General features: G+C 64.0%; 14 protein-coding genes. 5 read left to right on the top strand and 9 right to left on the bottom strand.

Annotated elements, in window-relative coordinates:
- Window positions 1-20: 20 nt before the first annotated feature.
- Window positions 21-1550 carry a sugar transferase gene (locus ACZI8W_RS05285; RefSeq protein WP_463367435.1) on the bottom strand — a complete coding sequence of 510 codons (1530 nt, stop codon included), beginning with the start codon at window positions 1548-1550 and terminating at the stop codon, window positions 21-23.
- Window positions 1551-2090: 540 nt separating this feature from the next.
- Here ACZI8W_RS05285 and ACZI8W_RS05280 point away from each other — a divergent pair.
- Complete coding sequence (locus ACZI8W_RS05280; protein WP_463367434.1) at window positions 2091-3017, top strand: UTP--glucose-1-phosphate uridylyltransferase; 927 nt, start codon at window positions 2091-2093, stop codon at window positions 3015-3017.
- A gap of 219 nt (window positions 3018-3236) precedes the next feature.
- On the top strand, window positions 3237-4523 hold the full coding sequence (locus ACZI8W_RS05275) for an O-antigen ligase family protein (RefSeq protein WP_463367433.1): 1287 nt from the start codon (window positions 3237-3239) through the stop codon (window positions 4521-4523).
- Between the two features lie 153 nt (window positions 4524-4676).
- On the opposite strand, the gene manA is transcribed toward ACZI8W_RS05275, so the two are convergent.
- A complete protein-coding gene (gene manA / locus ACZI8W_RS05270) occupies window positions 4677-5936 on the bottom strand; it encodes a mannose-6-phosphate isomerase, class I (RefSeq protein WP_463367540.1) in 1260 nt (419 codons plus the stop codon).
- 445 nt (window positions 5937-6381) lie between these two features.
- Between manA and ACZI8W_RS05265 the strand changes: the two genes are divergently transcribed.
- The 3 genes from ACZI8W_RS05265 (at window position 6382) to ACZI8W_RS05255 (ending at window position 11314) form a co-directional block, all read left to right on the top strand.
- Window positions 6382-7347, top strand: a complete 966-nt coding sequence (locus tag ACZI8W_RS05265; protein ID WP_463367432.1) for a helix-turn-helix domain-containing protein — start codon at window positions 6382-6384, stop codon at window positions 7345-7347.
- Between the two features lie 822 nt (window positions 7348-8169).
- Window positions 8170-9828: a hypothetical protein gene (locus tag ACZI8W_RS05260; protein WP_463367431.1), complete on the top strand. Its 1659-nt coding sequence runs from the start codon at window positions 8170-8172 to the stop codon at window positions 9826-9828.
- A 199-nt stretch (window positions 9829-10027) separates the two neighbouring features.
- The gene (locus tag ACZI8W_RS05255) at window positions 10028-11314 is read left to right on the top strand and encodes a hemolysin family protein (protein WP_463367430.1); all 1287 of its coding nucleotides are present in this window, start codon (window positions 10028-10030) and stop codon (window positions 11312-11314) included.
- Here ACZI8W_RS05255 and ACZI8W_RS05250 read toward each other — a convergent pair.
- The 7 genes from ACZI8W_RS05250 to ACZI8W_RS05220 form a co-directional block, all read right to left on the bottom strand.
- Window positions 11306-11509 (bottom strand): cold-shock protein, encoded by a 204-nt coding sequence (locus ACZI8W_RS05250; protein WP_463367429.1) that lies wholly within the window; start codon window positions 11507-11509, stop codon window positions 11306-11308. The genes ACZI8W_RS05255 and ACZI8W_RS05250 overlap by 9 nt on opposite strands.
- A gap of 122 nt (window positions 11510-11631) precedes the next feature.
- The gene (locus tag ACZI8W_RS05245) at window positions 11632-13062 is read right to left on the bottom strand and encodes a WS/DGAT/MGAT family O-acyltransferase (RefSeq protein ID WP_463367428.1); all 1431 of its coding nucleotides are present in this window, start codon (window positions 13060-13062) and stop codon (window positions 11632-11634) included.
- 398 nt (window positions 13063-13460) lie between these two features.
- Complete coding sequence (gene ppsA, locus ACZI8W_RS05240) at window positions 13461-15740, bottom strand: phosphoenolpyruvate synthase (RefSeq protein ID WP_463367427.1); 2280 nt, start codon at window positions 15738-15740, stop codon at window positions 13461-13463.
- 32 nt (window positions 15741-15772) lie between these two features.
- Entirely contained in the window at window positions 15773-16378 is a 606-nt protein-coding gene (locus ACZI8W_RS05235; protein WP_463367426.1) for a hypothetical protein, read from the bottom strand.
- Window positions 16379-16703: 325 nt separating this feature from the next.
- Window positions 16704-17804, bottom strand: a complete 1101-nt coding sequence (locus ACZI8W_RS05230; RefSeq protein WP_463367425.1) for a saccharopine dehydrogenase NADP-binding domain-containing protein — start codon at window positions 17802-17804, stop codon at window positions 16704-16706.
- Complete coding sequence (locus ACZI8W_RS05225; RefSeq protein ID WP_463367424.1) at window positions 17801-19792, bottom strand: condensation domain-containing protein; 1992 nt, start codon at window positions 19790-19792, stop codon at window positions 17801-17803. Before ACZI8W_RS05225 ends, ACZI8W_RS05230 begins: the two co-directional genes overlap by 4 nt.
- Window positions 19789-21006, bottom strand: coding sequence for a class I SAM-dependent methyltransferase (locus ACZI8W_RS05220; protein ID WP_463367423.1), 1218 nt, complete (start codon window positions 21004-21006; stop codon window positions 19789-19791). Before ACZI8W_RS05220 ends, ACZI8W_RS05225 begins: the two co-directional genes overlap by 4 nt.
- Between the last annotated feature and the right edge of the window lie 56 nt (window positions 21007-21062).

Raw genomic sequence — 21062 nt, 5'->3', positions numbered from 1 at the left:
CGATCCTGGATTTCAGGGCTTCAGTACGCGCCGTCTGCCGCTAGAACTGCTTTAACGGTCTTCCCAATGATCAATACATCGGAGACCATTGACCAGTTTTCCACGTAGGACAGATCGAGTCGGACCGATTCTTCCCATGACAGATCTGAACGTCCAGAAACCTGCCATAGCCCTGTCACGCCGGGACGTACCAACAGGCGTCGCTTGACTCGACCGTCGTAGTTCTCGACTTCGCGTCGTAGTGGTGGACGCGGACCGACTACGCTCATTTCACCACGCACTACGTTGATGAACTGCGGCAACTCGTCGACGCTGAATCGACGAAGTACCCTACCTACCCGGGTGATACGCGGATCTTCACGCATCTTGAAGAGCAAGCCTGCACCTTCATTCTGTGCAAGCAAAGACTCAACCCGCTTGTCCGCGCCTGAGACCATCGACCGGAACTTGATCATTCCGAACGGTTTACCGTCCAACCCTATTCGCTCAGATCGGTAGAACACCGGCCCTCTGTTGTCCAGCTTGATAGCCACAGCGACGACCGCAAATACGGGAGTAAGAGCCAGAAGTGCAATCGCCGAAAAGGCCAGGTCAAAGATTCTCTTACCGCTGCGTTTAGCACCGTGGTAGCTTGGCTTCTCCACGTGGATCAACGGGAGGCCAGCAACTGGACGCATTTCGAGCCTTGGGCTCGCTACATCGACCACTCCAGTAGCAACGACAAGATCCGCATTGTATGGTTCAAGCTTCCATACCAGGTCCTTGATGCCTTCTGGGCCGAGCGTCTCGGTTGCTGCTACCGCAACGGTGTCTGCGCCCGATGCACCAAGGGCCTCGACGATCGAATGCTCGTCACCGAAAATTGGTACAGGCCGACCGTCGACATCAATTTCCTCGCCGACCACCCCGGAGTACGCGGGAACACACACTCCGACAACCCGATATCCGTCGGTGAATTTGCGCTCGAATGTACTGCCCAAGTGCCGAACCGCGCGGGCGCCGCCGACGACTAGCACCGATGTCGTGTATTCACCCTTGCGGCGCTTCCTCGCCACGACCTTTCGCCACATCCACCTGCTGATTAGCAACCCGAGAAGCCCGACCGGCAATGCGATCGCCAAGTACCCCCGCGCCAGCTCCAACCGAAATACCAGGGCCACAATGGCAATGAAGCCGAATAACCGCAACGTACTTGACACAACGCGCTGATACTCGTCGTACCCAGCACCGATTACGCGACGTGACCTGGTACGAAACAACCGAAGGTTCACCAACCAAGCAACAGCTAACCCCGTAGAGATCAATGTGTAGTTCAGCGTGCTGACCGGGTCCATCGTGAGCAGATTCTCGTGACCGAACCGGACGATATGCGCCAACAGGACTGAAAGCACCACGACTACCGCGTCCGTCCAGACCAGACGGCGCACGTACAACGTCTGCCATGTCCATCTCGTCCCAGCGGGGATCGAATCATCTTCTACGAGTGTTGAATCAACGCTGGTAAGACCACCTTCAGAAGCAGGATTCCGCTTCTCACCAACCGCGGTCACCGCGAACCAACCATCATCGTTGTCCCCTCCCCGAGACATACCTGTTCATTTGGTGACGGTCCAGCCCGATGCCGCAACCCTCCCCGGTCACACAGCCCCGCACCGAACACTGCCTGCTTCCCAGCCGGAAGCGCGCCTTCTGTACAGATGCTCCATGCAGCATCGCACGTGCACCTACGAACGAGACTCTATCGTTACTCTCGCTCATCAGCAGCATGAACGGATGTCCAGTTCGAACGCTTCACTCGGACCTGCTTGCTAGTCAGTTCCCAGTACGCATAGGCACAGCAACTCGGTGTTCCGGCTCCGAGTCAGTGGAATGCGGCGCGCACCTCCAAGATTCGCATCACAATTCAGTTCGCATGGTTCCACGATCGGCCATAGACTCCACCCGCCGGGCAGACGACATGATCCGCATAGATGAAGATCCATCACCAAAGAGATGTAAGTCACACCCCATTTCCGGGAGCTGCGCGTTCTAGAAGCTCTGTTATTCGGGCAAAGTTCATAAACTCGACAAGAGGAGGATGAGATTCCACAATGGAAGTAAAATCGGTAGCACACATGGCATTCCGCACTGCGGTAGTGCCGGCAGCTGGAATGGGGACACGATTCCTGCCCGCGACCAAGACCGTTCCAAAGGAGCTCTTGCCGGTTGTTGATACTCCGGGCATCGAGCTGGTGGCTGGCGAGGCGGCCGATTCCGGAGCGTCCCGGCTGCTCATCGTGACCGCTCCTGGCAAGGACGGGGTCGTGTCGCATTTCGTCGAGGACCTTGCACTCGAGAGCCATCTCGCTGCCAAGGGTAAACACATGCTCCTCGAGAAAGTGCGCAAGTCGTCAAGCCTGCTCAAGGTCGAGTCTGTAATTCAGGATCGGCCTCTCGGCCTCGGCCACGCCGTAGGATGCGCCGAGCAGTCTCTCGCGGACGATGAGGATGCGATCGCCGTTCTCCTCCCCGACGACCTCGTCCAGCCTGCCGGAATTCTGGAGGCGATGTCTCAGGTCCGCGCGAAGCACGGCGGGACGGTGCTCTGCGCAATCGATGTCCCGAAAGCTCAGGTGAGCTCGTACGGCATCTTCCACGTCAAGGAAGTTAGCGGTGTCGCCAAGCCGAACGTGATGAAAGTGCTGGGCATGGTTGAAAAGCCGCAGCTTGCCAATGCTCCGTCGACGCTTGCTGCGGCTGGTCGCTACCTCCTCGACCGCGACATCTTCGACGCACTCCGTCGAATCAAGCCGGGCGCCGGCGGCGAGCTACAGCTGACCGATGCGATCGCACTGATGATCGAAGAAGGTCACCCGGTGCACGTTGTCGTTCACCGTGGAACACGGCATGACTTGGGCAATCCTGGAGGTTACCTACGTGCAGCCATCGACACCGCACTGAACAGCGACGAATACGGTCCAGAGCTGCGAAAGTGGCTTGTCGAACGCCTCGAACAGACCAACACCGATTCACGCTAGTCGATGCAATACCGCATGGGGGAAGTTACTCCTCTTCACATCGAAACCACGATCATTGACCGGTCGTCAATGCAGTCTGTGCACAACGCACGAAGGAGCCGGAGTCCAGAAGACGATTAATCGACTGTGAGCGGATGCCGGACTGAAACTCCAGTAGCCAACGCATGTAAGTCGATCGTTCAAGTGGTAGTGGGAGCTCACTGTAGCTACAGTCAGCAGGTGACTTCTGCGACCAACCTCAAGCCCCGGGTTCCGCTCATTGTCGCAATTGCGTTGGCTTGGGCGCTCGTCGTAGACATTCCAACCGGCATCGGCCTGGGACCGCTGAGCCTGTCGGGAGCCGCGACTCTCGGCGTCGCGGTCGCTCTGCTGATGGTGACTCCTGCGCTCTTCGTCGCACGCACCCAGGCGCTCCCTCCCGTCGGAAAGTCTGTGCGCCGGGAGTCTTATCTGCTAGGTCGATTCGACGATTCTGCGTTGCCGGTCGCGTTGAAACTCTTTGCGGTGTGGGTCGTGACTATGCTGGCGTTTCAACCTTCAGTCGAGGGCCTGCAGAATGCGGCGGTCTACGTGATGTTCGTGGCCGCCATCCCGGTCGTCGCCGCCAGTTGTTCAGCAGGATCCGCCGATTGGCTGCTTCGTGCCGTCCGCTGGGCATCCATCGTGATCGGCGCTATCGCGGCAGCGCAGTCGATCGCCGGTGCAGAGATATACGGCCCTCGATCGGTCGCGCTTGTGCTCGTAGTGCTCGTCGCAGTTACATTGGTCATGCCGCAACAGGGAAGGTTTGATAAGGCACTACCGTTCCTCCTGGTGGGCGCTTGTGCACTTACGCTGTCCCGCACGGCATTCTTCGTTGCGGCAGTCCTGATTCCGCTGTCGATGCTTCTTACCTCGGGGCGCGGTCGGATCGTGAAGGTTCTCGCTGCCGCCATCCCCGCCTACTACGTGATGTATCTGATCGTCACCACGTGGGCGCCACTTCGTGATCGATTCCTCGAGGGCGACGCTGCGTATAGCTTTGGCGGAGTCTCACTGAACACGTCGGGACGAACGGTGTTATGGGAGATGACCGTGACTTCGTGGCAAAACGCATTCTGGACAGGCCATGGCCCTGGGTCGTCGAGTGCGATGATCTCGGCGCAGTTCGACAACATCAGTCATCCGCACAACGAATACTTGCGGATACTGAATGATTTCGGGCTGGTCGGGTTTCTTCTGTTCGCAGTCGGATTCGTGTCACTTGTCGTATCCACGTGGAGACGATCGGCGCAGTTGGGTGACCCGATCCATAAGGCAGCGACACTCTCGTTGATCGGCGTGGCCGCTGTCAGCTTGACCGATAACGTCTTGGTCTACCCGTTTGTGATGCTCCCGGTCGCGGCTCTAGTCGGAGCATCGATGGCGTACCCGCTACCTAAGGGAACACATACTGAAACGTCCGAACCGAAGCCGAAGCCGAAGCCGAAGCCGAAGCCGAAGCCGAAGACAACGGTCAACAGGTGAACGAGGGCAAGCGGAGAGCGTCTTTCGTGTCTAAGTAAAGCGAGACAGGGGCTTTCAGGGAAACTCGTACGTTTGCCCATTCTCTTCGCAGTCGCGGAATGACTTACTACAACACCTATCTGAGCCCAACAGGGGTGCTCGCAAATCCGTGCATCAAGGCCCGGCGGCTATGAACACCTGGGCGTCCGCGCCGTCCGAAGCGAAGCTCACCGTCGCCCCCGCCGGCACCCACATCGATTCGCCGTGTTCCACGACGAAGCGGCCCCTGCCGTCGATGGTGTCCACTCCCTCCACCTTGATCCTGCACGTTCCCTTCGTGCAGAGGAGAATTTGCGGACAGCGTGCATAATGGCGCACTCCGGCGGATCCCGCAGCACGACGCCCGTCGATGTCGACACGACGCAATCGGAACTCCTGCGCGGGCGTGGAATAGTGCAGGATCACGGCATCCCAGGAGGAATCTGCGAATGGTTCGGCGCGAACGATCGGGGGCGCTATCGAATCGAACCGGAGCACTCGCAGCAACTCGTCGCGATCTACGTTCTTGGTCGTCATCCCTCCACGTAATACATTGTCGGAGTTCGCCATTATCTCCACCCCTGTGCCACGCAGATACGCGTGCAGATGCCCTGCATCGAGGTAGATTCCTTCACCCGGCATCAGCACCACACGATTCAGGAGCACTGCGGCAAGCACACCCGGATCCCGCGGATACTGTTCGGCCAGGTCGAGCAGCATCTGCGCTTCGCCTCCGAAGTCGCCACCTGGGTGCCTGTCGAGGTAGCGCCGGCAGCCGCCCAGCAACGCTGACAATACGGTGTGCGCGGCGTCGCCGTTCACGTTCACCCACTTCTCGAACACCGTACGCACGCCGCCAGACACCAACTCTCTTGCAGAATCAGACAACTCGGGCACGTCCAGTGCCGTGATCAGCTCGACGGTTCGCGCTACATCGCGAAATCCTGCCAAGGCATGAAACTCGGTGAGGGCAACGAGCAGCTCTGGTTTGTGATTGTCGTCGCGGTAATTCCGCACGGGCGAATCTATCGGAATACCGGCTTCATTCTCCTGAGCGAAACCCGCGCGTGCCTGTTCGAGCGTCGGGTGCGCTTGCAGCGACAGTGCGGAGTCGGCCGCCAAGACCTTGAACAGAAACGGTAGCTGCGCACCGAATCTCGACACTGCGTGCGCACCCAGCGACAATTCCGGCGAATCGGAGATCGCCTCGGCCAAAGTAGCACCACATTGCAGTACCGACGGTCCGTTCGGATGCGCACCCAGCCACAGCTCGGCTTCGGGACCGTTCGTCGGATACTGTCTGCCCATCAGATCAGCAATCGCTGTCCGGGATCCCCACGAATACGGCTGGATGATCCCGTACAGACGCTGAGCGCGATGCCCGTGAGTGCGGATGTCGGACGTCTCGCTCCGTACGTGCTTGACGCCTGCGCTGACGCTGTTGATTTCGATCGTCTCCCCTCGGCGTCGAACGCCGTTCTTCTTCGCCGCACGGCTGGATCTTCCGGAGCTTCCGCGACACCATGCACATCGCGGCGGCGATCTCTGCACGTGCTGAGGGGAGGATGTTGTGCAGATACCGGCCATTCAGCCCGGCTCGACGGACACTGCCCGTCCATCAGCAAGATCCTATGCGGTCGGCCTCGCCGCCGCGAGCCGAAACGGAGCACACAGGTCGTTGACGCCCGTCACCTCGAATGACAGGATGGCAAACCACACGCCGAACGTGCGTGCGAACAACTGAACAGATGGCCCGCCGCGACTGGCATCGCGACGGGCCGGATGTCCGACTATCTCAGGAGTCGAACGTGCCTCAGCATACCTATGTGCAGGTGTCATCGTGAGTATCGAAGCGATCACCTGGACACTCGAACATGCAGCTATCCCCTCCCCCACGCCACCCGGCATGCCGTCTGCACCGGCATTGACGTTGGTGCTCCTGGGTTTGGCCACTCACGCCTCGCGCACTGGCGAACACGCCTACCCCTCGGTGCGCACCCTCGCCCGCTACGCCCGGATGAGCGAACGCCAAGTGCAACGCTGCCTCGGCTCGCTCGTCGAACTCGAACTCATCACCCGGGGCGATCAGGAACGGGTCGCGGCGACGATCTCCCGCGAGGATCGCCGACCCATCTGCTACGACCTCAGCATGCCGCGGGGCGACGCGCCGTCACCCCGCCCGAAGTCACGGGGTGACATGCGGGCATCCGACGGGGTGACAACAGAGCATGAACGGGGTGACGCTGCTGTCACCCGAACCGTCCTTGAACCAAGAGATAAACCTGCAGCACGGTCGCGCACGGAACCTCCCGCAGGGACGGTGCCCGCAGCGCAGCAGCATCCTCGAATCGACGACCTGGCCGCGGCGTGCCGCCGGGCCGGTCTCAAGGCACGATTCGACACCCTCACCGCAGAGAAAGCCACGATGATCGCCCACTCGGTCGACGTTCACGGCATCGATGCGCTCGTGCAGGCTGCGCTCGCACGACACCGACCCCAAGACCCGGCCCGTTCTGCCTCCGCGTGGATCTCGACGTGGCAGCAGCTCCGGCCGCCGCGCCCGAAGCTTCCTCCCACCTGCAGTCAATGCGATGAGTACGGGTGGCTCCCGGACGACGATCTCGGTCGTGCAGTCCGGTGCCCGTGTCGTCGCACTGTCATCGAGCAAGCCGCCAGGCCCGCTGGTTCCCAGAATTCGAGATGGCCCCGAGAAACGCAGTCGTCAAGGATGTTTCGTCCGGAAACCACCGAACATGACGATAGTGCGCATGAGGGATCTACGGACCGTGTACCCATTCACCATTGACGCACATGATCGCGATGCCGTGCGGTGTCCGCGAAGTGACGTCCGAGTCCGAACACGGGTCGTCGACCTTGACGACCTCGGAACCGAAGGGATGGTCAGGGATCGGGAACTGGTTGTAGGACACGCTGGCTGCGGGGTAGCGCCCATCAGGCGCTGACGGCCACGCTCACCCTCGACATGCGTCGATCCGCCTGCGCCGATGCAGCCATCCCGCACGAACCTGTAACCCACGGATTCATCCAAACAAACGACAGAGAATTCGTAACACCCTCATAATTGCTGCCGATGACGAGGTCATGATGCACCATTCTCGAACGCCCGGCCGAAGGCGAGACCGACGCAACATCGCATTCTGGGCGTTCCTTGTGGTGGCTGCTATCGCTGCTGTCTTGATGTACACGACGATCGAGGGGCGGGAGCCACCTGCCGCCAGCACGCGGCCGGCGTACGAGCCGGTCATACCGACGATTCCAGCGCTCTCGCCGCCTCTGCATCCGCTTCCGCAGATCGCGGAAACTGCTGGACCTGTTCCAGTTCCAGCCAGCCGCATTTCGACAGGAGTCGCCGAGTAGTCCACACTCGAATCTGCCACAACGGTCGACGGGTGTACGTGCGCATCGAACCGGGTCCGCAGGCGTATCTGAGCACGCATCGTGTGGTGATCCCGAGTACACCGAGGCATAGAAATGCCGCCGACGTGGCGGGATCGATCTCACAATTCCCAGCGCCCGGTCCCGGTGGTCGAACAACGCGCTCCCCAGCCACCGCCCTCGAATGGGATTCGACATACCGAATCGACGAAGCGGGCCGTTACAATCCGGCATGCCCTACGCGCTCCAGCCCTCCGAACCGAATATTCGACTCGAAATCAACGCCTACGCACCCACCGCGCTTCAGGACGTAGGTATCGCATATTGGCGGCTGGACAAGCTCGACCCCGAAACCGGCGAGCCGATCTGGGAGCAGAGCATCAGCGCCCTCGCCTACAAGTCGTGGTCGGGCGGAGCACACTATGCCGCGGCCGCTGCCGTAGCCGCGACGCTGCTCGGATACCAATGCGCATCATGCCAGGGGGAATTGGTCTTGACCTCGAGGCAAGCACTCACCGATGCCCTTTTCGGGAAGGCCGTCGAGTGTCGACGATGCAACACCCGCGTCGACGATCAAGCGGCTGGGATCCTCAATCCACGCGCGCTCACCAGCAACACCCGACGCGAGCTCTCGGTGCGAGGGCACGGGACAATCGAGCAAGCACGACGCGATGTGATCGCCGAGCGCTATCCGGTGGACCCCCAAGACCACGAGCTGCTTCTCTCGAGCGCGTCGTTTGCGGCGAAGCTCGGAGCGCTGGCGGTCATCCACGCGGTCGGCGACACGGGCGGGTTGATCTATCCCATCGAGATCAACGATCGGACGATCGCCCCGGATGCCTCGCTCAGCAAGGACCTCTTCATCGCCGCCTGGGAGGCGGAGCTACTCCAAGTCCATCCGACTTCACCGACCACCGCATTCGCGTGGGACAGCGAAACCGTTCTCGGAGAAGGCTTCTACACCAACCGCGCCCGATTCTTCGTCCCCGGCGACGGGCCCGCCGGAGACCGCCTCGGCTGCTTCGTCGACGCCCTCATCGCCCAGCTCGATCAGGCTCGCACGAGTTCGACCGACCGCACCGAACTGACCGAGCTCGCTCGGTATCTCCTCGCCGAGGAATCCGGCCGATACTTCGTGCACCTGCTCGGAGAGCACAATCTTCCTGCGCTCACCGAGTCGCAGGAAGAGACGCTGCGTGCCGCAACGACCCGCGGTGCAGAACTGTTTCCGATCGGGCATCTGGACCGGATGGCCTGGGGCGCCACCCGCGATGCGGCCGGTGCCTATCATCGCAGCGCCGGGATGCCGGCGGCGCATGCGATCACCTACGGGTTGAAGCAGTTCGAACGCTGGATCGACGCGGCAACCGAGAATCCGAGCGTGTTGTCCAAGCCGTTCAGCGAAGACGAACGAAACCTTCCGCTGTCGTCGGCCACCGGCATCGTGTTCCGCACAATCCTCGGCCTCGACCCGATGAGAGCGAGCCTCAGCGAGATCATCGAAGCCTCGGCCGAGACCTCGGACGCCGAGCCGCGCGACGACTGCGACGCGCGCATCCCGGACCATCATGCGCTGGTGGAATGGCTCCGGGCATCGGTCGACCACTGGGATGACGGCCAGTTCCGGAAGACACTCGGTCTTCTCGAAGGTTCGGCCCCACAGGTTTGTACACCCGGTTGCGCACACGAGCGCATCGCACATATCGCCCGGGAGTGCGGCACCGTCTACGACCGCATCGTCGCGAGCATCGGAGAGACCGACGCGGCCATCCTCACCGCCGAAGCAACACTCGTCGCCAACGCTCTCGATGGCGGCGTACGTGCCGGCGACGCTCTGCTCGCCGCGGTGGTGCAGACGCTGCAGGCGCACCATACTCCCGCGTCGAGCTGAGAGTTTCCTCCGCTGACCAGGGTTTCCGTTGGTTCGGAACCTGCGGGAACCCGAGGTATGGGAGGAAGCTCATGGGGTCGTCCAGTGCAGTCCACTACCCACGGAAGCCGTTTACACTGGGACACCACCGATGAGGGGAAAGGGCCATGGACGACGGAGCAGAACCCGCCGTGTCCCCCGCTGATCCGAGCCTTCCAACATGACTGCCGACACCGCCGTCAACATGGCCCTGGTCGTCGTATTCGTACTGGTCGGCGGGGTGTTCGCCGCCACCGAGATTGCATTGGTGTCGCTGCGCGAGAGCCAGCTCCGGGAACTCGACCGGCGCGGTGGCCGCGGAAGGCGCACTGCCGCGCTCGCTCGCAACCCCAACCGGTTCCTTGCCGCAGTACAGATAGGTGTCACCGTCGCGGGTTTCTTCTCCGCCGCCTACGGTGCCTCCACCCTCGCCCCCGATCTCGCCCCGACCTTGCAGCAGTGGGGGCTCTCCGACGGCGTGGCCAACGCCGTCGCCTTGATCGGCACCACCCTCGTCATCGCTTATTTGTCGCTGGTACTGGGCGAACTCGTCCCCAAACGCATCGCTCTGCAGCGGGCCACGGGCATGGCACTCGCCACCGCCCCGACGCTCGACCGGTTCGCGTCCGTGATGCGACCGGTCATCTGGTTGCTGTCGGTATCCACCGACGCCCTGGTCCGTCTGCTCGGTGCAGATCCGTCCCGCACGAACGAGGAAGTCACCCACGACGAACTGCGCGAACTCCTCATCGGTCACGAGGCACTCCCCGAGGACGAACGCAATGTGCTCAGCGAAGTGTTCGACGCCGGAAGCCGCCGGTTGACGGAGGTGATGCGTCCCCGCACCGAGGTGGATCTCCTCCCCGGCGACACCCCTGTCCTCGATGCCCGCACCTTCGCGCTGAACCGGGCGCACAGCCGCTACCCGGTCACCGCCGGCACCGTCGATCACGTGATCGGATTCGTTCACCTCCGCGATCTCTTGCTTGCCGATGACGCAGACACCGTTGCGCACCTGTGCCGGCCCATCTTGGCTCTGCCAGGGTCGAAGCCTGTGCTGGCGACCCTGGCCCTGATGCGCCGCGACAATGCGCAGATCGCTCTCGTCGTCGACGAGTACGGCGGCACAGCCGGGATCGTCACCATCGAAGACCTCGTCGAAGAAGTCGTCGGCGAGATCGGCGACGAGTTCGATCCCGGCAGCGATACACCCGCATCCGAGTCATACAACCACGATTCACAGATCCCTCAGACGATCGACGGAGGGCTTCACATCGAAGACTTCACCCGTGCCACGGCGATCGCCCTGCCCGACGGACCGTACGAGACGGTCGCCGGGTTCGTGCTGGACCGGCTCCAACACCTACCGCGCATCGGGGAGAGTCTGTCTGTCGGCACGCACCGGCTGACGGTCAGTGAACTCGACGGTCATCGTGTCGCCGAGTTGCGGTTGACGCGATCACAGTGAGCGCACGTTCTGGGCTTGCGGCCCTGTTCTTCCGTAGCCGACTTCGTATTCGACCTGCTCGGCCTCCTTCAGCGTCCTGAATCCGTTGCCCGCGATCTCCGAGTAGTGGACGAATATCTCGTCCGTGCCGTCGTCCGGGGCGATGAATCCGAACCCCTTCTCAGTGTTGAACCACTTCACGATGCCCTGTGTCATGGTGTCCTACCTCCTGTGCGAGTTTGTGATGGATGGTCACCGCACCCGAGCCGAAAGCGACCAACATGTGCGCTCGGAAATGGGATTCCGGTGGTTCGGGGTTCGTAGAGTTGTCCACGCGATCACAGTCCTACCGCCCGTTCGAGGGCGCAGAGTTCGTCATCGAGGTGATCGAGCAGCGGCGCCAGCGACGGCAGGGCGCGGCGGCAGCCCGTCAGCCCGAAGGCGATCTCGTCGCCGGTGCTGGTGCACGTGATGTTGAGAGCCTGCCCGTCGACCGGGACGGACAGCGGATAGAACGCGGCGAGACGAGCACCGTTCCAGTACCGCGGTTCGCGGGGGCCGGGCAAGTTGGAGATCAGCACGTTCGGCGGGTGTATCGGGCCTCCGATCCCGACTATTCCCAGTGCGAGCGGGGCCGCACCGAGGGCGCTCATCGCCAGAATCTGCACCGAGCTTCGTGTGCGCATCGAATCCTTGCCTTCGCACATGCAGGCACGCACCGCCTCGAGCCGGTCTGCCGGGTCGGGGCGGTCGGTGGCGAGATCACACATGAGGACGCCCAGCTCGTTGCCCGCGGCGGCGCCCTGCTGGTCGTCCCGCAGCGAGACGGGCACCATCGCGATCAGTGGGTCGGTGGGCAGCGTGTCGAGGTCGCCGAGGTACGTGCGCAACGCGCCGCCGCACATCGCGAGCACCACGTCGTTGATGGTGGCGTCGGCGCATTTGGCGACCAGACGCAGACGCTCGATCGGCCAGGAGCGCGCCCCGAACTGCCGGGCACCGCCGATCGGCACGTTGAGCATCGACGTCGGCGCGGCGACGGTGAGCGGGCCTCCGCGTCGGCGGAGCGCCCGTTCGACGGTACCGGCGAGTGCGGGCAGTGTGCCTGCGACCTCACCGACAGCGCCGACGGTACTACGGGCGGCGCCGAGTGCCCCGCGAAGGAGGGCAGCCGGTAGAGCTGGTAGATCGTGGGCGTCGGGCTGCTCGGTGGGCGGGTCCGGAACTACTCGGAGCGCCGGCCGTTTCGGCGGCAGAGGCTCCCAGGGAGCCGGCATTCCCGACTCTTCGGGGTCTGCACTCAGTGCGTCGCGCAGGAGTTTCATCGCAGCCATGCCATCGGCGAGGGCGTGATGGATCTTGAAGTACACCGCGAATCGGTTGTCGGCGAGCCCTTCGATCAGGTGCATCACCCATAGTGGTCGGCTGCGGTCGAGGGGCGCGGCGTGCAGTCTGGCGACCAACGCCGTCAGTTCGGTCATCCCCGCGGGTGCGGGCAGCGCATCGTGTCGGACATGGTAATCGAGGTCGACGGTGGTGTCGGTCTCCCATCCCCACTGGCCAAGCGACGTGATCGATCGTGCGGCCCGTGTGCGCAGCAGCGGGGCGACGCCGCCGCGTGCGAGCGCCGCGTCGAGCATGGCGCGCAACGCCTCCGGGCCGGATCCATCGGGCGGGTCGAACAGGGCAACTCCTCCGACATGCATCGGGTGGTCGCGGGATTCGCCGAGCAGAAACATCGAGTCGGTAGGCGACATCGGCAGCAGCAAGATTGTGAGCCCCTTAGGCGCTCCCAGCCGGATCAAGGCATCGTCCGGCCCCCTGGGAACTGTTGATGTGATGTGCGGTGTACCCGTTCGCAACAATTGGATATGAGAACGACCACAACCGGATATCCCCCACTCACGTTGTACCTCACGCCACGATCGGATACCACCCCCGACAAGTCCGATTCGGGCTGGTGAGAGCCGTTTTCGGTACGCGCGTACCTATCTGCGCAGACATGGCCGGGAATGCTGCACCGAGCAGCTCCACATATGGCGACCAGGGGCTTTCGACGCAGCGCGCGTTCCCCGCACCCAGGTGACAAGATCAGGATCGGTCACGCAGGAAGATCATCGCCCGCGGCAAGAGAAGACATCCGGCGACGGAATTGGGGACTTTCGGCCTACCGATCCGTCTGCCGGGCACGATCGAGGAGAATCCGCTGCTCGGCCCGCGCCACCGTCCGCCTGGTCTGCGCCGCCGCATCAGCCGTCACCGATACCGAGGTGATACCCCGTCGCACCAGATGCTCGGCAAGCTCGGTGCTCGTGGACACCGCCTGCCCACACAACGACGTCGTCAGCCCGGCCGCCGAGGCCGTTTCGATGATGCGATCGATCGCATCGAGCACCGCCGGATCCAGCGTGTCGAACAGATCCCGGCACACCTCCGAGTCCCGGTCCACCCCCAGCATCAGCTGGGTCAGATCGTTACTGCCAATCGACACCCCGTCGATACCGAGCGCCGCGTACTCCGGCAGCCAATAGACCACCGACGGCACTTCGGCCATGATCCATCGCAGCATCCGGTGATCCGAGCCGAGCGGATGCGCGTCCAGCTGCGCAAGGCATTGCGCCAACTCCCATCTCGTCCGTACGAACGGAATCATCAGGTGCACATTCGGATGTTGTTGCCGCACCCGATGCAGCACATCGAGGTCCAGCGAGAACAACTCCGGGTCGCGGACGTAGCGGAAGCACCCGCGGTACCCGATCATCGGGTTCTCCTCCTGCGGCTCGACCTCCCCGCCTTCGAGGTCGGCGAATTCGTTGCTCCGCAGATCGATCGCCCGGTACACGACGGGACGCGGCGCGAAGGCCGCCGCGATCCTCGCGACACCGTCGGCCATCTTCGACACATACTCGTCGCGGCGCCCCTGGGCGATCATCCGCGACGGATGCTCCCCCGCCAGCGCCTCGGTGATCATGAATTCCGCTCGCAACAAACCGACCCCGTCGACGTCGGTGGCCGCGACCGACTCGGCAGCATCCGGAGTCGCCAGGTTGACGTACACCGCAGTCGCCGTGACGAGTGCCGCCTCGGCCACCGGCGTGACGGCCGTCGATGGCGCGGTCGAGCGCGGCTCGGTGTGCGTGCCCGCGAACACGACACCCGCGTCGCCGTCGACGGTGATCAGCTGCCCGTCGCTCAGGTCGGTGGTCGCTGTGCGCGCACCGACCACCACCGGCTTGCTCAGTTCCCGCCCGACGATCGCCGCGTGACAGGTGATGCCACCACCGTCGGTGACGATGCCCCCGGCACGACGCAGGATCGGCAGCCAGTCCGGACGTGTCATGGGTGCGACGATGATCTCGCCGTCGCTCAATCGCTTCCCGTCCGCCAGCTCGCGCAGAATCCGCACGCGGCCGGTCGCCGATCCGGGTCCGGCACCCAGGCCGGTCAACAGCGGCACCGCGTCGCCGTCACCGGCCGGTACCGGCACCGGCTGAACACCGAGGGTGGTGATCGGACGGGTCTGCACGATCCACAGGTCGTTGTCCGCGAAGGCGAACTCGAGATCCTGCGGACACCCGTAATGCTGTTCAACGCCCGCGGCCAGGTGCGCGACACGATCGAGTTGATCGTCGTCGAGGACGCGGTTGCCGAGCGCCGGATCCAGAGCGACACGGCTGTCCCCAGCATCGGTCGAGGAGATCTGGAACTCTTGATGACCGCGGTGCACGTCGAGCACCTCGAAGCTGCTCTTGGCGACGACGTAGGTGTCCGGCTCGACCTGCCCACCGACCACCACCTCGCCGAGACCGAGGGCCGCTTCGATCACGATGCGGTCGAGGTCGCCGCTGCGGGGGTCGGCGGTGAACGCCACCCCCGACGACTCGGATTTCACCATCGTCTGCACCACCACGGCAATCGACGGCTCGTCCGTCACCCCACGGAGTCCACGGTAGGTGCGGGCGCGTTCGGACCACAACGATGCCCAGCACGCCTGCACCGCACGAACCACGGCATCAGCACCGATGACATTGGTGTACGACTCGTGGATGCCCGCGAACGACGTGTCCGCCGCATCCTCTGCCGGCGCCGACGACCGTACCGCCACCGGCACGTTCGCCCCGAGAGCCTCGTAGGCCGACACGATCTGCGCCCGGATCTCGTCCGGGACCGGCGCGTCGGTCACGGACGCGGCGAGTTCAGCAGAGGTGCGGATGAGTGTGGCATCGTCGATGTCGGCGGGCGGCACCGCTTCGGCAGCCAACCGTGCTCGTGTACCCGCGGCCTGCATCGCATCGAGGTACGCGTCGGTCGTGACAGCGAATGCGGCAGGAACCGGGAAACCGCCCCGCGTGAGCTCACCCAGGTTCGCCGATTTGCCACCTACTGTGGGCGCATCGGCGGCACGCACTGACTCGATCGGTCGTATCCACACGTTGTGCCCGGTCATCAAAGACTCCCTGCAAGTCGATTCCGCACCCCCTATGGAGGGTAAGCCCCGGTGCTCACCGGTTGCCACCACTGCCCGTCGGATAAGCCCGCGGCCGCATCCGGAGCGGACGCACGAAGAAACTCGTCGCGGTGTCTACCCGGCAGCACCCGATACTTGATCGACTTCCGGTTGCCGACCACCATCAGCGGCCACCACAGAGCACGAACATAGTCGTCGGCGGCACCGGGGCCGTCCCACTGATAGACACCTCGATAGCAGCCGTGCTCATCGGCGGTAAGCCACAGTTTCGTGACGAACCCGGGAAATCCAGCGAACAACGGTGTATTGGCAATACTCTCGGCTCGAAATACGGCATGCCCGATGCGACTGCGAACTCCCCGCAATGCGAACGCGACGACCAGAACAGTCGGTTCCGACACGGAATCCACATCGGCAACGGTTTCGCGATAGACGACGCCGGTGGTGCCGTCTGCAAACGTGATCCTGCGCCCGATGCGTTCCTTCGGTCGGTGCAGTCGTCGAGCGGACAGCAGTTGCGCAGTACGCAGCGCGCATCGTGCGAGTCGGGGCAGCGCGACCCGCAGCGGTAGGGGCTGCGGACTCACGTCGACAGTATCGTCGGGCACACCGGTCATGGTCCCCCGCGTCGTCACCTCCCGCAAGAGGTCGGGGCCGGCGCGGTTCTGGTCGTTTCGCGACCACGGCGCCCCGCCCCCGCTGTGGCGAGCGAATTCCTCACTGCGTCAGGGTAAATCGAACAATCACGACATCGATCACGTCGGATTCCTCCCGGGGTGTGGTCCACGACCCCATCTGAATTCGGGGATACGATCGGGGCCAGCCGGTGGTCGCCGAGCCTGTCCAGCGGCACATTCGCGAGAAGGGAGCCGATGTCATGCTGAGACGTTCAGTGGGGATAGGAGCGATCGCAGCCGCATCGGAATGGCTCGCTCGCACGCATCACTCCACCACCAACTCGTGGACCAAAGGATCTTCCCGGAGCCGTTTCACCGTATAGGACGGGTCGAGCGCCTCGGCGGCCAGATGAACACCGGGCGACACTCGTCCACCCAGGATGTGCTCGGCTGCAAGGGCAACCACCGAGCCACTGAGACCGTACGAGTCCTCGGCGCGCAGAACGACCCGGGTCGTGCCTCGGGGATGCCCCGGCGCGGGCCGGCCTGTGAACAGCATGACGTAGAACGACCCGAATTCGTCTTCGTCGGCGATGGTGGCATCGACGATCGACGGTATGAACGGCGCGAGTTCGGCGTGATCCGGGGATTCCGGCAGGTGCGCCCACGCGTGCGTCATCGCGCGAGTGAGGCGGTCGGACGCGAAGACGTTGTACGCACGCACCTCGGCGACCCCCGGTAGCCCACCGAGAGACTGCGCTTCGGTCGTCAGATACGGCCACGCGTGCACCGGGCGGGGGAATCCGGGAAGCGAGACATGACGCAGCGGCGGCACCGAGTTGGAATCGACCTTCCCATCCCGCATCGACGCCATCGACTCGCCGAAGCGTTCCCCGCGGGTAAGGAGCCCATCGGCGGCCGACAACTCCGTGAACCGCGCCACCCCACCGACGTACGTGTCCAGCCGCCGCAGCGGCCGGCCCTGCGCAATCAGGCGAGGAAGCAGACCGGACAGGCCCGGCATCGCGCCCGCCGAGAACACGGCAGTCCGATCACGCGCCGTGTCTGCGGCCCGAAGCGCCTCGGCAGCCGGGAGCTCCCCACCGATATCGACGTAGTCGGCGCCGACGGAAAATGCTGTCCGTGCAACAGAATCCAGCACGAGGTAGGACGGTCCGGCACAGTTCACCACAACGCTGCAGCCCGAACAGAACTCCTCGAGAGTCGCTGCGTTCGCCAGATCCAACCGGACCGGCTCGGCTTCCCCCGCACATTCCGCGGCGACGGCCGCTGCAGCATCGAGGTTGCGGCCACCGATGCGGAGCGATCCGAGCCCGGCTGCGGACATTCGCAACGCCGCGGTGCGGCCTACCGTCCCGGAACCACCGATCAATCCGATCACCGGGACCGCGTCGCCGCCGCTCACTGAATGACTCCCCATCGCAGCCGAACTGCCGAGGCGGCGCCTGCGACCGTGGGATCGTCGAGGAAATCTCGAATGGCAATGGCCGCACCGGTTTCCTTGGCCAGCAACGCCACCACACGAACGGCCAGCATCGAGTCTCCGCCGAGGGCGAAGAAGTTGCCGCCGCGATCGAGCACCGGAACGTCGAGGAACTCCTCGAACACCTCACACACGGTGTATTCGAGGTCGTCGATGGGCGGGCCACTGTGCTCGTTGACAGGAGGATCAGGAAGCAGACCCAACCGCATCCGGTCGTCGACGACAGGGGCACCGCCGCGGGGAAGGTCCGGGACCGCTTCCCACCCTCTGCCTGCGGCAAGTTCATGAACGGTGGAGACGAACTCTTCAAAGGCCACCGCCACTTCCGCTTCGTCGAAGATCTCGTCGACCAGCGAGAACACGGTCACCACTTCGTCACCGAGCTCGAAGCAGCGCACTTCGAGAGCGACCTGCGGGGTGCGGAGCTGATGAAAGTAGTCCGCGATGTCGACCGTTCCCAGCGGCCCGGCATCCGTCGAGGCCGTCCCGCCCATCGCCGCGTCCACTCCGAGCACACTCTGGAAGACGATCGGCGCGGGCGGTCGCCGGCTGCCTCGCCTCCGGGCGAGCTCGCGGCCCGCTTCCACACCGGAGACCAGATTGTGCGCCGTGTATTCACTCGACACCGACTGCACAGACGCCGCCAACTCGGCGAAGCTCGCATCGGGGTCCAGTTCGAGTGGGATGAGCATGGTGGCTGCAAACGCCCCGACGACACGGTGTACATCGGGATGCAGCGGTAAACGGTTGAGCTGCAGGGCATTGAGCAGCAGATCCGAATGCCCTGCCCAGCGGGCCAGCACCGTACCGAAGGCTGTGAGCATCACCGTCGACGCGGTGACATCGTGTGCGGTGCACTGCGCTCGCAGTGCCGCCCATTCGTCGGCCGAGAACCGCGCCTCACGGTTGCCCATGGTGACCGGTCGGACCGACTTCGGGTCGGCGACCAGCGGGAGCGCCGGCGGGGCCGGCAGGTCGTCGAGGCGATCCCACCACCACTGCCGGTCCGCCAACCATGCGTCGGTGCGGCTCAGCCCGGACAGCGAGGATACATAGTCACCGAAGTCGATGGACAGCGGCACGAGCGTCGCGTTCCAGTCGGCGGCGTACGCCAGCAGGTCGCGGTTCATCGCACCCGACGACCATCCGTCGAAGGTCAACAGGCTCATGCCGAGGTGCAGGCGCCCGCGGCCACCCGGCAGCAACGTCAAGCGCACGTCGATGCCCGGCCCGGTGATCGGGTCGGGGCCGTGTTCGCTCATGTCCCGGCGCACATCCGCCAGCGTCGAGTCGATTTCCCGCTCGTCACGATCGCGCAAGTCGTACAGCGTCACCCGAGGGAGGGCAGACGGATCCGACTCCGCGAGCACGTACTGGCGACCGTCCGGCGTCACCCGCGCGCGGAGCGTCGGCTGGTGACGCGCCAAACGCTCCAGCGCGTCGGTCAGCGCATCTTCGGCGTCGTCGCTCTCCATCCCGTCGAGCGCATAGTCGAGGTAGTAGTGAGCCGACTCGTAGGACAGCTCCCAGCCGTCCTGCTGCCCGACGAAGTATCCCTGTTGCAGCGGCAGGAGCGGGAACGTCGAGTGGGGATCGTCGCGGCGCGCGATCTCGATGTTCCACGCGCGGGCAGGCTCATCCGTGCTTCGCCGCTCGACCAGCTCGACGAGTTGCCCGAGCGTCGTCTCGACCCGCACGTCGGAGAGCTCGAGCGCGACGTCGAGGCGCTTGCGAATCAATGCGGACATACGGACGGTGAGCACGGAGTCGCCACCGAGACGCAGGAAGCTGGCGTCGTCGACGACATCCGCCGGTTGCAGATCGAGCAGCTCCGCCCAGATCTCGGTGAGTACGCGCCGGATATCGTCCGCGTCCGGTACCGCTGGGGCGCTGTCTACTTGGGTAGTCATCTGTCGTGTGTCTCCGCGTAGGTTGTAGGGGTATCGGGCCGGGCCGCGACGAGGAGCCGCTGCGAGAATGCTTCGAGCGGATGGCCGTTGCGGGGAAGGTCGACGCACGGACGGAGCCCGGCGAGCACCATTGCAGTGGTCCATTCGTCGGCGGTGAGGTAGGTGCGATGCGAACCGGCACGGACGTCGGTGCGGGCCGGCGGTCCGGAACCGTCCGGCTTCGACAGCGCAAAGGGCATCGTCGTCAATGATTGAGCGTGCTCGACGACCGTCTCGATCAGCACTACGACGCCGCCCGGCGCGAGCAGGGCGCTGATCTCGCGTAGCAGCGCGTCGACGTCGACGGTGTTGTGCGCCATGGTCGCGGCGAGCACGACGTCGTAGCCGTCGCGGTCTGCGGAAGCGTCCCCGAGTTGGTCGGCGAGGGGCGCGGTGATGTCTACCGTCGCGAACCTCATCGTGCGCACCCACGGCTGACCGGCGAACCGCTCGCGCGCGACGCGCAGGAAGTGCGGCGAGAGATCGGTGAAGACATAGTGTTTCACGTTGCCGTCGCCGAGCGCGCCCAGGATGTGTTCCGACGTGGCGCCCACCCCTGCCCCCAATTCGAGGATGCGCAGCGGCGCCGCCCGGATGTGCGCGACGTCGGCTACCACCGAGGCAGCGGCGGCATTGAGGTAGCGGCTGACGACATTCGTGCCGTACACCTCGAGTGCCGCCGTCGCGTCGCCGTCCGGGTAGAGGATCGACTGCACACTCACGCGCCCCTGCAGCAGGTCGGCGGCGTGTCGGAGCGAGTCGAGCAGGAGTGTGGGAAGCGACGCCGCATAGCCCAATCGTGCACACGCATCGATCATTCGGTCGCGCGCGGCGGTCAACTCCGTTCGTCGAGGCCGCCGGGTCAATCGAACACGGGCGTCGCCGATGATCTCCGCCAGGCCCGCGACGACGAGATCGTTCAGCCAGCGCTCGACCACCCATCCGTGCTCGACCGAGGCACCCATTCGGTGAGCAAGGTCCCGCGGCTCGCTGCCGTCTGCTGCGGTGATGTCGGTTGTGCGGGCCAGCAGGTCTGCGAGGCCGACGAGAACGAGCCGATCGAGGGCGTCGACGTCCTGGGCGCACTGCGCGACCGACCATCCCCGGATCGCCGCGAGACCGTTCTCGTCGGCTCGGCTTCCGAGACAGGCATCCGATTCGATAACGGTAATCATTATCATCTAGAGTAGCAGACCAACCGCTCGATCACGCCATCTCCAACTGCAGAAGG

Source organism: Rhodococcus ruitaii, assembly GCF_055230935.1.
Note: the sequence above shows the minus strand (reverse complement) of the source record. Positions and strands in the feature narration are given on the sequence as shown.

What these genes read in the sequence shown, in the direction of transcription:
- ACZI8W_RS05280 (WP_463367434.1), top strand. Translation starts at nt 2,091, where the DNA reads ATGGAAGTAAAATCGGTAGCACACATGGCATTCCGCACTGCGGTAGTG.
- ACZI8W_RS05260 (WP_463367431.1), top strand. Translation starts at nt 8,170, where the DNA reads ATGCCCTACGCGCTCCAGCCCTCCGAACCGAATATTCGACTCGAAATC.
- ACZI8W_RS05255 (WP_463367430.1), top strand. Translation starts at nt 10,028, where the DNA reads ATGACTGCCGACACCGCCGTCAACATGGCCCTGGTCGTCGTATTCGTA.
- ACZI8W_RS05250 (WP_463367429.1), bottom strand. Translation starts at nt 11,509, where the DNA reads ATGACACAGGGCATCGTGAAGTGGTTCAACACTGAGAAGGGGTTCGGA.
- ppsA (WP_463367427.1), bottom strand. Translation starts at nt 15,740, where the DNA reads ATGACCGGGCACAACGTGTGGATACGACCGATCGAGTCAGTGCGTGCC.
- ACZI8W_RS05235 (WP_463367426.1), bottom strand. Translation starts at nt 16,378, where the DNA reads ATGACCGGTGTGCCCGACGATACTGTCGACGTGAGTCCGCAGCCCCTA.
- ACZI8W_RS05225 (WP_463367424.1), bottom strand. Translation starts at nt 19,792, where the DNA reads ATGACTACCCAAGTAGACAGCGCCCCAGCGGTACCGGACGCGGACGAT.
- ACZI8W_RS05220 (WP_463367423.1), bottom strand. Translation starts at nt 21,006, where the DNA reads ATGATTACCGTTATCGAATCGGATGCCTGTCTCGGAAGCCGAGCCGAC.